Raw genomic sequence first — 16,050 nt, 5'->3', positions numbered from 1 at the left:
AATAAAAGGCTGATAATAATTGGTTAATATTGCCCCATTGTTAGTTCAAATTGCACACTTTGCTTCAGCATAGTTCCTAATGGTTTGACTAAAAGCAGTGGTACTGGTTCTTCTCATCAAATGAAATATTTGTCAATAAAAGTGTAACTTCGGTGTTTAGTCAAATGCCTGAACATTGCTTTTGTTTTGGTGATTAGTGAGTTATATGTGTTGGACTTAGGTGTGAAAGGGTGCATTATAAGAGACTTGTTCATTTTGTATTACTAATAGAGATATATGAAATAGACACTTGAAAGTTATCTCGATTAATTTGCATCAATAACACTTAATAAAAACACATAAAGATATGAAGAGAGCTTTATTAATATTATTAGTTATAAGTATTGGCGGATTAGGATTCGCACAAAAGAGTTATGAGCCTAATTGGGAATCACTCGATTCACGAGAATGTCCACAATGGTTTCCAGATGCTAAGTTTGGGATATTTATTCATTGGGGCTTGTACTCGGTGCCCGGATATACCAACAAAGGAACTTATGCTGAATGGTATTGGAATGCTTTATTAGAAGACCCGAATACCGCAAATGAAAAACGAAAGTTAAGACATGAGGTCATTACATCTTTTCATAACAAAAACTACGGAGCTGATTTTAAATACGCCGACTTTAGAAAGGATTTTACCTGTGAGTTATTTAACCCAAGTGAGTGGGCTGATATCTTCAAACGCTCGGGTGCTAAGTATGTAGTGCTGACATCAAAACACCACGATGGTTATTGCTTATGGCCCAATAAAGAAGCAAGCACTAGTTTTGGTATGGCTTGGAACTCTGTTGAGTCAGGGCCTAAGCGCGACTTAGTGCGTGAACTGACCGATGCCGTTCGTGATGAGGATATTAAAATGGGTCTTTACTATTCGATATGGGATTGGTTTAATCCTTACTGGACCAAGCAGCAGCAGCAATTGATGAGTTCAGGTAATATGGCTGTTAATTTTAATGAGAAAGCCGATAAGGTGACGCCAGCCAAAAAGAAGGAGCTTAAAGCCGCTAAGGAAGGGCTTTCGAAATATGTGCATGAGGTCATGTATCCACAGTTTAAAGAGTTGGTAAATGAGTACCAGCCATCATTACTGTTTTCTGATGGCGACTGGTGGATGAATGATGAATTGTGGGAGACCAAACCAATGTTGGCATGGCTATATAACAATGCTCCAAACAAAGATGAAGTGGTGATAAACGACCGTTGGGGCAAAGGACGAGGTCAACACGGTGGTTATTACACCACTGAGTATGGCGCAGGCTTTGAAGGGATAGATAAGCCATGGGAAGAGAATCGTGGTATTGGTATGTCATTTGGAGTAAACCGTATCGAAAACATCGATGACTACCGCACGGAAAAAGAACTTTTGTTTATGTTGGCTGATTTGGTGAGTCGTGGTGGCAACCTTCTTTTAAATATCGGACCAAATGCTGATGGTACCATACCTGTTATTATGCAGGAGCGTCTGATTCAAATTGGAAACTGGTTGGATGTAAATGGTGAAGCTATCTACGGAACACGAGCGAACAGTGAATCAGCACAATGGAGTGAAGGTAAACGCCCGGTTTTCAGCAAGCATGATTTTCATGCGGGTTTTCCGATTTATGAGATGACGATAGCTCCTAAAGCAGGTAACGCTTTTAAAGAATGCTGGTACACTCGTAAAGAAAATACATTGTATGCTTTAACACCAGGATGGCCAAAAAATAATCAACTGGTATTACGTAATTTATCTATAAATGAAAATACCAAAGTAAGTATGTTGGGAGTCGATAAGGAACTGGACTATACGATTGATAATGGGCAAATACAAATCGATTTATCGACTATTTCAATTAACGATTTGCCATGTAATCATATCTACACCATAAAAATTACTAACGTTAACTAAGCTAAAATGAGGCAAGTAAGAATATTGCAATTAGGTATGTTGGTGTTGCTGGTGAGTAGTTTCTCTTGCAAGACTGCAAAGCAAGCCAAAAGAGAAGTGCAAAAGCCCAATATTTTGTATATCATGTCCGACGACCATACTTCACAGGGTTTTGGTGTGTATGGTAGTCGTTTAGCATCTTTAAATCCTACACCAACCATTGACAGGTTGGCCCACGAAGGTATTTTATTCGAGAATGCCTTTTGTACAAATGCCATTTGTACGCCATCGCGTGCTACAATCATGACTGGGCAATACAGTCAGGCCAATGGTGTTCAGGATTTAGATGGTAACTTACCTGAGGAACGTCAGTACTTGGCACATGAGATGAAAAAGTTGGGCTACCAGACAGCTGTTATTGGTAAGTGGCACTTGAAGAAAACACCTGCTGCCTTTGATTATTACAATGTATTATATGGGCAGGGCGACTATTTTGACCCTGTATTGGCTGAGAAAGGCTCTAGTGATTCCATCATAACCAAATTCCATGGTAAAAAAGGCTTATGGCCTGGTAAGCAATATGAGGGGCATTCATCGGATGTCATCACTGATTTATCTTTAGAGTGGTTAAAGAACAAGCGCGATAAAGATAAGCCTTTCTTTTTGATGCACCATTTTAAAGCACCTCACGACATGTTTGAGTTTGCACCACGCTATGCTGATTATCTGGAGGATGTAACAATTCCAGAACCAGAAAGCTTATGGGATAACAAAAACAATGGTTCGGTTGGTACCCGCGGATATAACGACTCCTTGCTGGATACTATTGGTTCGTCGGTAGGTCATCGAAACATCATTCGTAACATGGGCATGCACATGAAGATTGATCAGGATATACCAGATCCGGAATACAAGCGATTGGCTTATCAAGAGTACCTAAAACGTTATTTACGCTGTGTAAAAGGGGTTGATGACAATGTGAAGCGTTTGTTTGATTATATGGAAGCCGAGGGTTTGATGGAGAATACCATTATTATCTACACTGGCGACCAGGGTTTTATGCTGGGTGAACACGATTATATCGACAAGCGTTGGATGTATGAAGAGAGCTTGCGCATGCCATTTTTAGTGCGTTATCCTGAAATGATTAAAGCAGGAACGCGTACCGATGCCATCATTAATAATGCCGATTTTGCTCCTACTATCATCGATTTGGCGGGTGGTAAAGCACCTGAATATATGCAGGGCGAGAGCTTTGTTGATATATTACCTGAAGGAAAAGAACCTGAAGGATGGAAGCAGGCCACTTACTATCGCTATTGGATGCACATGGCTCATAAGCACAGTAACCCTGCTCATTTTGGAATCCGCACAAAAGATTATAAGCTGATCTTATTTTATGGTTTGGATTATATGAAACGTGGAAAGAAACCGAAGGGGTTCTCACATAACCCGGCTTCTATGTCTGCATTTCAAACACCCTTAGCATGGGAGTTTTACGACCTGAAGAAAGATCCTAAAGAAATGGATAACCGATACGATGACCCGGCCTATGCCGATGTCATCAGTTCCTTGAAACAGCAGTTAAAACAAATGCGTACAGAACTGAATGAAGGAGATGAGAAGTACCCACAGATACAGGCCTTGATTGAAGCCAATTGGTAAAAGAACACCTTTATTAAGCTAGAATAGGATGGTTTCATAAATTTGAAGCCATCCTATTTTTATAGGGAGGTGAGATTTATAGTATTCTTTGATATTTCTGTGCTATTTTTGTCTGCTGGGAAATTGCATTTTGTGAAGTATTAAATCACTTAAAAATCCAATATGAAGAATCTAGTTTTAATGGTCTTAGTTGTATTGCTATGCGGTACGGCCATAGCCCAAGAAAAAAAGAGTAAGAAAAGTAAGAAATACAAAAAGGTTGAAAGTATTTATCCTGTTTATTTAGAACTCTGTGAGTTAAATGAAGAGCAAAAAACAGCATTATACTCCTTACTTATTAATCGTCAGAATGAATTAACTGAGTGTAAAAAAGAGTATAAGAACAAGGGCGAAGAGGCAAGTAAAGCGCTTGTGGAAATTAGAAAAAGCTACCTGGTAAAGATGGAAGAGCTAATTGGCCAGGAAAATATGACCAAAATGCAGGAATACAAAAGTTCTCAAATACGAATGGGAATGAAAGAGTTAGAAGCAAGTTTGTAACATTAGTTTTGAATTGAATATACCCCGAGAGTATTATTTGTCAAAGGACAGGTAATACTCTTTTTTTGTTTATGTTTCAGAGTATTTGAAATAGTTTTTGTCAAATTTTTGATAGAAACTAAAAGGCGAACCTTATTTTTTTACAGTTCACATACTCAAAATTCAGTTATGATTAAATCAAAACTTGTCAAGTTAACTGCTACACTTGCTCTGTGCTTGCTTAACTTTTTCGTAAGTGCTAAAGAATACGCTTTAACACCTTCTGATATGAGCGCTGCTAAGAAAGCCAAAGCAGGAGATATACTGTGGCTATCGGCCGGAATCTACTCACAGAAATTATTACTAAGCAACTTGAAAGGTACCGCTGCTAAACCAATTATCATTCAGGCCATACCTGGTGAAAAAGTACTGTTTGATGGGACAGATGATTTATCAGGCGATTGGCAAGTCCTTAGTGCTGATATGCCGGAAGGTAAAATGATACAAGAAGCTCAATGGGAAAAGCTTAAGGGTAAGCTGTATTGTAAAAAACTCGATGCACCTATTTATGGATTAATTTATAAGGGACGCCTAATGAGTCAGGCACGTTGGCCTAATGCTCGCTGGGATGATCCCTGGAGACTGGATCGTTACTTTGTTCTGCGTCGAGCTGAGGATACTTCAATAAAGGGCACTATTTACGATGGTTTAAGTACTGATAACACCCTTGAGGAGTCATCAAAATGGTTGCATTACGATCGCTCACAATGCCGACACCGCGATGAAATGTTGGGTGATACTGATATTTCGTATCAGGGAGCAGTGGCTGTTATGAGCTACACCTGGGGAAGCTGGGCGAGTAAGGTAACCAGTCATCAGGCTGGAGATAACGACTTTAATTACGACATCAATTTTGAAAAGAGTGGCACCATTAAAAAAGAAGCACTCACTTTTTTAAATAAGCGTGTTGGTTGGGAGAAAGGAAAGGGAAAGTTTAGAAAGAGTGGCCATGCTGGTATTCAGTTCTTTCTAATGGGTTTGCCTGCTTTGGATATAGAAGAGGAGTGGTGGTATGATAAGAAGAGTGGTGTGCTCTATTTTATTTCGCCCCAAGGTGAAAATCCTGATAAAGGGCAGATAAGGGGTAAGCGACGCGATTATATCTTTGAGGCCCGACATTGTCAATACCTACACATAAAAGGAATTTAGTTTCATGGAGCAGCGGCCTTACTTAAAGGGTGTAGCTACAGTCGTTTAGAGGATTGTAATTTCACGTTCTCAGCTACTAATAAATTTGAAGTTGATAATTTCGATATACCAGTAACAACACGCATTGAAAATGCCAATGGTAAAAACTATAAAAATACCATGTATGGTAATGCATTAGTTAATTGCCAGTTTACCTATTTAGATGGCAATGCCTTTGAAGGTCGTAGCAACGGCTTAATTATTGATAATGTCTTGATTTATCGCACACAGCAAACTACTCTGGGACTTGATTCGCGTTCCATGAGTATTAACCGACCGTCTGTGGTACGACGGGTAACAATTGACGATGTGGGTGCTTCAGTCGGCATAAAAGGAGGTGGTATAGCTTCTGTTTATAAGTTGAATAATATCATGCATTTTGGGGGCTTGCAGTATGATGGCGCTTCATTACAAATGGGCGGTCGTGATAAAGTTATATACCGATATAATTGGCCACACGATCATCCCAAGCGCTCGTGTCGTTTTGATGCGAGGGGGTACCCGACTTATGCCAATGCTTTTGGTGAGATGAGTTATAATGTAGCCTGGAATACGCCTGGTGGCTTTGCCATTAAAGGCGATGACCATTTGTTGCACAATAACTTGATACTTGGAGATGGTGGTTTTGAGCTTTTTAACATGAAGCAATGGGCCAGTAAAAACGAACGTACGGTAGTGGCTAATAATATTGTCGCTAATTTATCGGCCGGCTTCTATGATTGGGAGAAAGTAGGTACACGTAAAAATAACCTGACTGGAAAGTATGAAGATGTGGATGATTATTGGCTGAAGGAAACGCTTGTTGAAGCTAATCATCCAACAATAATTGGCAAAGACATGCAGGTATTTGATGATGGTAATACGCGGGGACGTAAGAAGTCGCCTCTTTTGGCCATTCAACACAATAACTATCATAATGATCCCAAAGCTGTTTTGCGTGACCCTGATAATTTAGATTTTCGATTGAAGGAAGGTACTGTATTAGTAAATGGAGGTTATGAATTATCCAGCAATGATGTGCCATGGAAAACAATAGCGTTTACCGGAAGATACTCCTCAGATGCGGCTCCCAATATAGGTCCATATGGAGTTGAAAAAGAGTATTATAGGATTCCTGGATTTCAATTCCCACAAGCATCAACGCCCATACCTTGTGATGGAACGAGAAATGCCAAGCGTGATTGTGACTTGATGTGGCTCGCTGGATATGGGGCCGATAAACACATTGTGTATGTAGGCCATTCAAAAACAGAAGTAGAGCAGGCCACAAGCGGAGGAAAAAAATTTGAAGGGAATAAAAATATCTACTCATTTGCAGAAGAACTGGAAAAAGGAGAAACGATATATTGGCGTGTTGATGCCCTTATGGGTACACATGTTATTAAGTGACAAGTGTGGAGATTTATGGTTGAGTAAACAGCTTTTACCAACCTTTTGTGCTACTGAATAGTTTGTAGATCTCCTTAGGTGATATAAATAATAGTATTTGTGCATTTCGTTATATAGGAAGATTGAAGGAAATTATACTTTTACAAACAGCTAATAATACTATAAGTCAGCTAGTGATACTGGCAGAATAGTAATATTCAGAAACAATTTGGTGTCAAATGATTTTGTAAAAAATAATCTATGAAAAAGTTATTATTCTTGTTTCTGATAGCGATGGCGGTGAATGCCAATGCTATTCAAAAAACGTCCAAAGAAGATGCCTGTAAAAGAGTAGTGGACAAAATTATGCATGCATGGAAAGAGGTTTGTTCCTTAAATGAAAAGCAAGAAACCGCATTGTACACATTGTTAATCGAAAGGCAAAGCGAGATTTATGATGTTCGAAAAGCTAATAAAGGAGACAAGAATAAGCAACAGATAGAGGTTGATAAAATTCGATCGCTTTATAATCCTAAAATTGAGAAAGAAGTAGGTGAAATAAACATGCGTTTGATGGATGCTTATTGGAATACACAGATCGGAATGGATATGAACGATTTAATAAATGCAAAGGTATAGTACCGTTTACTAATCAAAATGCACCTTAAAATCAAGGTGCTTTGATTAAATATCGGCATTTATCATTGTAACGATCAAAATGGCTTTAAGCGCATTTTGAAGTACAATTGGTATAATAAGTGCATGTGATGAACTAAATTGAAATTACACATACATAAATTAAAAAATAATGAATATGAAAAATCTATTAATGCTGGCTCTATTATTTATTTGCATAGCAGCTAATGCACAAAACAAGGAGCCTTATGTCAAGGTTGCAGAAAAGAATCTGAAAACCTGGGTGGAAGTTTGTGATCTCGATGATCAACAACAAAAGGACCTTTTAGTGGTAGTGACTAAGAAGCAAAAAGAATTGCACACTATTAAGTTTGAAAATAAGGACAATAAAGAGCAAGCAAAGGCTTTAGGAAAAGAAGTGACTAAAAAATATTCCAAAGAAATTAAGGATATTGTAGGTGCTGAAAATATTCAGAAAATGAATGCTTACTACAGAAAAGCCAATAAGAAATAATTATTGAAGAAGCTGTTTTACGTTAATTGTAAAACAGTTTCTTATTTTTGCTGAAAACAATTCAATGGATATTTAGGTTTACCAACTAAATATTTATATCTCACCCATACCCTATTAAAATAGTGAAAGTAACTAACTGGTTTAATATGATAAGTATAGGGGAGTGTTCTGGTAAAATTAAAAGACAAAGTATTCAACTTTGGGTGATTACTTCTATGTTGATCGCTGTCCACTCTTCTTATGCACAAGTTGAAGTAGTCAACTCCACTCTTCAGTTTCAAAACATCGGTATCGAACAAGGATTTTCTCAGAATTCAGTTTCCGATATACTGCAAGATTCAAGAGGTTTTATGTGGTTTGCCACACCCAATGGCTTATTCCAATACGATGGCTACAAATTCAAAACCTATTCCAACGAAGAGAATAACCCTAATAGTATCAGTCATAATCAATTGGTCGATATCCAGAAGGGTAGGAATGGTAGTATTTGGTGTCTGACGAACAGTGTTATTAACCGATACAACCCTGTTGCCGATAACTTTACCCGTTTTGACCTAAAACATACTGGTCTAACAAGCTTCAGGAGTATATGTATCGATCGCGAAAATCCAAGACGAATATGGTTAGGAACCGATGATAATATGGCATTGGTTCTGCTAAACGAGACTTCTAGTGATATTATAAAAATTATTTATCCTGCAATTGTGTCACCTAAAATCGAACATGTAGGTGCATTACGCATTAACTCCATCAGTCAGGATTCAAAAGGAAATATATGGACGTCCTTTCGTAATTACTTGATTAAGATTGTATTGAATGAGGGTAAGCCAGTGGTGCAGAGTATTGGTAAAAAAGGTTATATTTCTTTTTTTGTTGAAAATGCTAATGGTGACATGGTTGTATCACTGCCAAACGGGATATCAAAGGTGCTGGAACGTAATGATGAATTACTGTATAATACAAGCGAGACACGCATTCAACTTCCTGACAATTATACAAACAGAAAAATTAATCAAATTATTGTAAAGGAGGATGGAAGGTTGCTATTGGTGAGTTGGCGAACAGGTATTCTTGAGCTAAATTCGAATTATGAAGAGCTCGCATCTTATCCCCTTAGAAAGAATAAAGATGACTTTAATGGAGGTGACTTTAGTAGAGTGTTGGTCGATAAAAGTGGTATTTTGTGGTTAGGGACATATAGGGGCGGCTTGTATAAATGTGATTTACACCGAAAACCCTTCTTCACAGTCGGGCACCGAAAAGATGGTAAAAGTGGTATTTTAACCGATCGTTTTATTAATCAGATAAGCGGTGACAAAAATGGAAATATATGGCTTGGTACCCATTCAGGCGGTATTAATCGTCTAAAAATTGATGAACAAAAGGTAAAGTATTATTCTAATTTTAATAAGGAAGTTGGCTTGAGTAATAATGCCAATTGTTGGGCCACTTGTTACGATAGTAACGGAAATCTCTGGCTTAGTTATGACGGCCTTGGAATAAAAAGGGTGCGTATAAATAATGAAGGTGAGGTTGGGAGTGTAACGACTTATGATGCAAGCACTAAGCCTGCATTGCCTTTGGGCAGCGTACATTTCTTTTATGAAGACAGAAACGGCATTATTTGGATGGCTAACCACGCCAGAGGTGGTTTGGCCTTAATAGAAGACGCAAATACGAATCCTCAATTTATTTTCATAAAAGATTTACGTTTTGAAGATATAAGTGTTTCTGCGTTGTATTACGATGAAGATGAGTACTTATGGGTTGCCACTTTGCACCATGGTATTTTTAAAATGAAGTTTGATGAGGAATATCAAGTAAAGGAACTGGTTAATATATCTGAACTTAATGATATAGCTGATGTTCCTGTGTTTTCATTTTATGAGGATGCACAAAAAAACATGTGGATGGCAACATTTGGACATGGATTAGTTAAATTATTGCCAAGTGAACAAGTGCACAAATATACCAGGACATCGTATAGAAAGAAGAATGGTTTACCTAACGATGCAGTATATGCTATCCTTAATACCAGTGATGATAGTTTATGGATCAGTACTGACGATGGTATTTCATGTTTTAGAATAAAAGAAGAAACATTTGTTAATTATAATGTGTTTGATGGGCTTCAGAATAATAATTTCAGGAAATGGTCAGCCCTAAAAAATAGCGATGGGTATCTGTTATTTGGTGGAACAAGTGGCTTTACTTATTTTAAACCTGAGGATTTTAGTAGCGTGGTAAAGCTACCTCAGGTGCAAATAACAAAATTGAATGTATTACAAAAAGATGTTCCTTTTTGGGCCTATCAGTATCGAAATGAAAAATCAGCCAACAGTGATTTACAAGAATTGATATTAGAGCCTAATCAGCATTCATTTTCAGTTGAATTTGCTTCATTGCAATTCGCAAACCCGGAAAAAATAAAATATAAGTACCAATTATTAGGTGCTGATAAGGATTGGATTACTGTTGATTCTGATCAAAGACTTGCCGCTTATGCGCATTTGAACCATGGGCATTACACCTTTAGGGTTGCCGCCTCATCAACCGGGGGTGTTTTTAGCGATGACTATGCGCAAATTGATCTTTACCTGCAGCCACATTGGTATGAAACGTGGTGGGCTTTTATGCTCTACTTATTTACAATTGTTGGATTAAGCATTGTAGGCTTAAGGTTTCAGTATAGGCGTCAGCAATTGCGAAGCCAGTTGCAACTTGAGAAAATGGAGCGCAAAAATTCCATTGAGCTAAACAAGGCAAAGCTTAATTTCTTTACTAATATTTCTCATGAGTTAAAAACACCTTTGACAATAATATCTGGTCTTGTTGATAAAACACTTAATTCACAGGATTTTTCAAATGCAAAATCAAATCTATCCAGCATCGGTAAAAACTCTAATCGCATGTTGCAGTTAGTGAATCAATTACTTGATTTTAGAAAAGTTGAAGCAGGACACTTACCAGCTAGTTTTGTGAAAACTGATTTTGTTGACTTTACGCGTGAGATTAGTGAATCCTTTAAGGTTTATGCAGCAAACAAAAACTATGAATTTAATTTTAGTAGTGAGTTTGAAAAGCTGGATGTGATATTTGATCCTGACAAAATTGAAAAGGTCATTAGCAACCTATTGGCAAATGCGATTAAGTATACCCAAGAGGGAGGGAGTATTAATATTCAGCTTTCTGATGTTAATGCTTCTTATGGCGATAGAATTAGTGTATTGAATAAAAAAAGCCAATTGTCGGATTATCTGCAAGTTGTTGTAAGTGACAATGGTAAAGGTATTGCAGCAGATCAGGTTAATAAGGTTTTTGAAGAGTTTTATCAAGTCAACAAAAATGACAGTTATACCAATGTAGATAAGGGTGTTGGTATCGGGTTGGCATACTCAAAGATGCTAATCGAATTGCATAACGGAGTAATTTTTGCAGAGTCAGACGAAGGGAAAGGAGCTAGCTTTTATGTTATTATTCCAAGGATACAAGAAGGTAATGTAGATGATGAGGAAGTATCTGATCAACAAGTACAAGAAGCAATTGGAAATGCGCATAATAAGTACGATGATGCCCCTTTTGTTATCCAAAATAGTGTTGAAAATTTGAATGAGGAAATTATATTTCATGATCATGAAATACTTGTGGTTGAGGATAATAATGAAATTCGTGAGTTTCTGGTTGATTATCTGAAAAAGCACTTTAAGGTTATTGAAGCTGAAGATGGTCAGCAGGGATTTGAATTAGCAATGGAGCGCATACCTGATTTGATTATCTCGGATGTGATGATGCCAAATATGGATGGATACGAAATGTGTAAATTGGTAAAAGAGGATGAAAAAACAAATCATATACCAATCATATTACTTACAGCTAATGCACAAACTGAGCAACGCATAGAGGGCTTAAAAGCTGGTGCAGATTCATACATTCCTAAGCCATTTCACCTTGAACATCTTATAACCCGAATTCAGAAGTTGTTGGAGTTAAGAAGTAAACTCAAACAAAAATACCTGTCGTTATCGGGTGAAATGACTCTAGAAGAGATTGACTTTAATGCCGAGGATAAATCATTTCTGAAAAATATCGACGCCATAATTGAAGAAAATCTTTCTAACTCAGAATTGTCTGTTAAAGATATCGAATCATCACTCGGTTATAGTCGTATGCAACTGTACCGGAAACTGAAAAGTATTACTGATTTATCAGCCGTAGAATATATCAGAAACTACCGCTTAAAAAAGGCTGTAGAAATGATGCATTCGACCAATTTACGCGTAACAGAAATTGTTTTCTCAGTTGGCTTTACCAGTGCCTCATACTTTGGTAAGTGTTTCAGGCAAAAGTATGGTAAAACACCAACTGATTTTGTTAAAGACGCCAGAAACCTATAAGTCGTATAGAGTTATTCTGTACTTGTTGAAGGGCAATTGTTGTAACTGGTTGCCTGGAAAAAAATACTCTTAATATTTGTATGAACTTTCTAAATTTTAACACAAATAGCACATTTAGTATGTGTTGTATTGTGTAAGGTGTAGAAATTGAGGTGTTTATGTTGTGGGTGTAATTGTTATAGTGAATGGGAAGATCGTAATACAAAATGTTAAAATGTGTTAGCAATTTTGAAATTGACAAAAAGTAACAAGCACGATACAGTTGCTAAAGGGAAGTTTAAATGAAAAAGTCTAAAGAACATTTTATGAAAAAGATGTTTAATATGCGAGATCTGGCTAAAATGCTAGTCGCATTGCTAATACTGTTGTATTCAGGCCATGTAATGGCGCAGGATGGGCATAGTATTAGCGGTTTAGTTACAGATAATACTGGTGATCCTATTCCAGGTGTTAATGTTGTTGAGAAAGGAACAACTACTGTTACCATTACTAATATGGATGGTGAATACAATCTGACACTATCAGGTCAAAACGTTATTGTAAGTTTCTCATTTATTGGTATGGAAACGAAAGAGGTTTTCTTTGCATATAATAATTAAAAGCAAGCTCATGCATAAAATAATTATAGCATTGTTTTTCATGCTCGTTGAATTGGGAAATAGTAATGCTCAACAACAGATTGTGAATGGTGATTTTGAAAACACCCCAGTGGGAGAAATTGCAGGCTCAATAGATGGCTGGCAATTTAAGTCACCGGGTAATGGTGTACAAGCCAATTTCTTTATTGAAGAAAGTTCAGGAAACAAACAGTTACGTGTCGATATTGGTGCTTTGGGCTCACCTGAGTATCCTTACAATATAGCATTTCAAACAGCTAGCGATAGTGAGTTAAGCTTTAAGAATGGTGATGTTGTAAATTACTCCTTCTACGCCCAAGGGCAGGTTGATGGTCAGCAACTACGGCTTAAGTTACGTGATAGTAACAATGGTAATAGCGACCTGCATGTGTTCACGCTAACAGACCAAATGAAAGAGTATACGTTTAGTAGTACATATACTGCCACCAGAAGTGACTATCAGCTTATGTTTCATCTGGCCTATAATACTGGTTCGTATTGGATTGATGACGTAAAAATAGTGGCGGCTGATGATACGTCGGTAAAAAACTACTATGTATCAACTGCAGATGGCAATGATAATAATGACGGTTCAGAGTCTTCACCTTTTAAAACGATACAAAAAGCAGCTAATGTAATTAAGGCTGGTGAGACCTGCTACATTAAAGAAGGTAGATATCGAGAGGCAGTAAGTTTGTCATCAAAGCAGGGAAACGAACAGGATAAGATTACTTTTCAGGCTTATCCCGGGCATCAGGTGGTGATTGATGGTACAGTAGATATTAATCAGACGTGGCAAGTATATAGTGGTAACATCTATAAAACAAACTTCTCAACCGATATCTGGCAACTGTTTGTCAATGATAATATGGTTACATCAGCACGTTGGCCCAATGCCAAAGCATGGACTGATGAAATGTGGGATAATGAAAACCACTGGGGGCACCAGAGTGATGATAGTAGCTATGGTATTATGGTTGATGACGGGACGCTTAATCTGGCCGGTCAAACAGAAGATTTTACTGGGGCCATAGCCATCTTAAATGTTGGTTCCTGGTTATCATTTGCCGAAACAGTAGAATCGCACGGTGGCAGTAGTGCCACATTTACCTATTCAACCAACTTTAACGAAGGTCAATATCATCATAAAAAAACACACGGGAAATATTTTTTCGAAGCCAGTCTGGCATGTTTGGATGCACCCAACGAATGGTATTATAACAAAGCAAGCAACGAACTGTATTTGTATGCTGAAGATGGTCAAAATCCGACCGGCAAGAGTATTACAGGTAAACGACTTACTTATGGCTTAAGCGTTAGTTTTTCAACACATATAGTATTTAAAGACATAGACTTTTTTGCGTGTACATTTGCTGTTAACAACTCAACAAACTGTACCATAGAAAACAGTGATGTTACGTTTCCAAGTTATTCCAGACGAATGTTGGGAGAGATTACCAAAGCAGCGCCAACAATTGTAAATGCCGGATCATCGATCTTAGATTCATACAATGTTATTCGCAACTGTGCATTTCAGTATGCAGATGGTACAGGAATGGAGATTATAGGTAAAAACGATACTATTGATAACTGTTCTTTCTACCAGATAGATTACAGTTGTGTGGGGTCACTGCATGATGTTATGGTGAACGCGCGTAATGCCAATGATCTGACGTTCAGATACAACACCATGTCTTACGGCGGAAACTCAGTGGGAATTAAAATGGGCTTAAGCAACAAAATTGAGTATAACCTAGTGTCAAAACAGGGTGGCTTACAAAATGATGGAGCTGCTATTCAGGCTGATGCCTCAGAATCCGACGGAGCTGTAATGACGCATAATTGGGTGATGAATACCGTAAAATATGGCCTACGTTTTGATTCGCCATGGAATAGTCCTGCTGTTTATGGAACTTATGGAAGAATGGATTATAATGTGGTATGGGGTTCTAAGCCAATGATCCCTAAGGGTGATTATCATACGATTTACAATAATACTACCTTTGATAATGTAGGAGCAGATATTAGTATTTTCAATGATGAAGCACATGGTGGTGTAAATGTTAATACCGTTGTAAGAAATAATATAGCAGGTATTATTAGCGGAAGCAATTCGGGTGCAAACATCCCTCCGGCTGGTATTATTGAGAGTTGCTGGATAGGAACAGAGCAAACACCGCAAGCAGAAGTGAGTACTCAGTTAAATGATGCAACAAATCGCGATTTCAGACCGGGTAAAAACAGTGCCTTAATTGATGAAGGCATGGAACTTAGTGGTGTTACCGATGGATTTATAGGTGATGCTCCGGATATTGGGGCTTATGAATTCAATGACACTCACTACTGGATTCCGGGCAGAAAAGAAGCATATGCTACCCATCCTATACCATTGAATAGTGGAATATCTAATAGCGATACAGTTGACCTGATGTGGCGTCAAGGGTATAATGCTTCCTCGCATCGTGTATACTTTGGTACATCATCCGTATCGGTGGAATCAGCCACCGTGTCTTCGCCGGAATATCTGGGTGAGTTTTCTAATAATATAGTATCTCCTGGCGTTTTAAGCGCTAATCAAACTTATTATTGGCGAGTTGATGCTGTTACGCCAGAAGGAGTAAGTAAAGGAGAAGTATGGAGTTTTACAGCCGGAATAGATGTCAATAGTTCCAGTACGGCTATTTTTGCCCCAAAGGTACAAAGTACATTAAAAGTAACACCTAATCCGACATCAGGAAAGTTAAGCGTTTTTATTACTGAACTACACGAACAAGTAATTAATGTGTATGATATGGGTGGTAAGCTCTTAGCCTATGTAGAACCTTCGATGCAGGAAATTGTAAATGTTGACTTGTCACACCTGAATAGAGGGGTATATATCGTCAAGTATAAAGAACGATCTGCTCAGGTGCTTAAAAAATAGAAAAATACTATGGTAATATTTTTTCGAATAGTTATTGATAAATAGTCACAGAGTTAATGAACTTTAGTGGTTATTTTTAACCAATTCAGATTAGTTTTGATTGTAACGCTTAATAACCAATTGTATGGTAGTAAGGTTTTCGGTCAAATAATTTTTTTAAAAACACAGTATGACTACAAATGGATTAGTAATTGGGAAAAATGGTAGAGGCAATCCTATACCTTAAATCTATTTTCACCTACATATATTTTGTGCCG

At 37.6% G+C, this 16,050-nt stretch carries 10 protein-coding genes; all 10 read left to right on the top strand.

Annotated elements, in window-relative coordinates:
* Positions 1 to 346 precede the first annotated feature (346 nt).
* Positions 347 to 1,930, top strand: coding sequence for an alpha-L-fucosidase (locus tag JIV24_RS09190; RefSeq protein WP_200464739.1), 1,584 nt, complete (start codon positions 347 to 349; stop codon positions 1,928 to 1,930).
* Positions 1,931 to 1,936: 6 nt separating this feature from the next.
* Positions 1,937 to 3,574: a sulfatase family protein gene (locus JIV24_RS09185; protein ID WP_200464738.1), complete on the top strand. Its 1,638-nt coding sequence runs from the start codon at positions 1,937 to 1,939 to the stop codon at positions 3,572 to 3,574.
* Positions 3,575 to 3,736: 162 nt separating this feature from the next.
* Positions 3,737 to 4,114 carry a hypothetical protein gene (locus tag JIV24_RS09180; RefSeq protein WP_200464737.1) on the top strand — a complete coding sequence of 126 codons (378 nt, stop codon included), beginning with the start codon at positions 3,737 to 3,739 and terminating at the stop codon, positions 4,112 to 4,114.
* A 168-nt stretch (positions 4,115 to 4,282) separates the two neighbouring features.
* On the top strand, positions 4,283 to 5,302 hold the full coding sequence (locus tag JIV24_RS09175) for a hypothetical protein (RefSeq protein WP_200464736.1): 1,020 nt from the start codon (positions 4,283 to 4,285) through the stop codon (positions 5,300 to 5,302).
* A gap of 159 nt (positions 5,303 to 5,461) precedes the next feature.
* Complete coding sequence (locus JIV24_RS09170; protein WP_200464735.1) at positions 5,462 to 6,730, top strand: hypothetical protein; 1,269 nt, start codon at positions 5,462 to 5,464, stop codon at positions 6,728 to 6,730.
* Positions 6,731 to 6,970: 240 nt separating this feature from the next.
* Positions 6,971 to 7,348 (top strand): hypothetical protein, encoded by a 378-nt coding sequence (locus tag JIV24_RS09165; RefSeq protein WP_200464734.1) that lies wholly within the window; start codon positions 6,971 to 6,973, stop codon positions 7,346 to 7,348.
* Positions 7,349 to 7,523: 175 nt separating this feature from the next.
* The gene (locus JIV24_RS09160; protein WP_200464733.1) at positions 7,524 to 7,859 is read left to right on the top strand and encodes a hypothetical protein; all 336 of its coding nucleotides are present in this window, start codon (positions 7,524 to 7,526) and stop codon (positions 7,857 to 7,859) included.
* Positions 7,860 to 8,005: 146 nt separating this feature from the next.
* The gene (locus JIV24_RS09155; RefSeq protein WP_200464732.1) at positions 8,006 to 12,253 is read left to right on the top strand and encodes a hybrid sensor histidine kinase/response regulator transcription factor; all 4,248 of its coding nucleotides are present in this window, start codon (positions 8,006 to 8,008) and stop codon (positions 12,251 to 12,253) included.
* A gap of 281 nt (positions 12,254 to 12,534) precedes the next feature.
* The gene (locus JIV24_RS09150) at positions 12,535 to 12,852 is read left to right on the top strand and encodes a carboxypeptidase-like regulatory domain-containing protein (protein ID WP_200464731.1); all 318 of its coding nucleotides are present in this window, start codon (positions 12,535 to 12,537) and stop codon (positions 12,850 to 12,852) included.
* A 10-nt stretch (positions 12,853 to 12,862) separates the two neighbouring features.
* The gene (locus JIV24_RS09145; RefSeq protein WP_200464730.1) at positions 12,863 to 15,793 is read left to right on the top strand and encodes a T9SS type A sorting domain-containing protein; all 2,931 of its coding nucleotides are present in this window, start codon (positions 12,863 to 12,865) and stop codon (positions 15,791 to 15,793) included.
* The last annotated feature ends 257 nt before the right edge of the window (positions 15,794 to 16,050 follow it).

Source organism: Carboxylicivirga marina (assembly GCF_016612505.1).
Classification (GTDB): domain Bacteria; phylum Bacteroidota; class Bacteroidia; order Bacteroidales; family Marinilabiliaceae; genus Carboxylicivirga; species Carboxylicivirga marina.
This window is presented reverse-complemented; position numbering and strand designations above follow the sequence as displayed.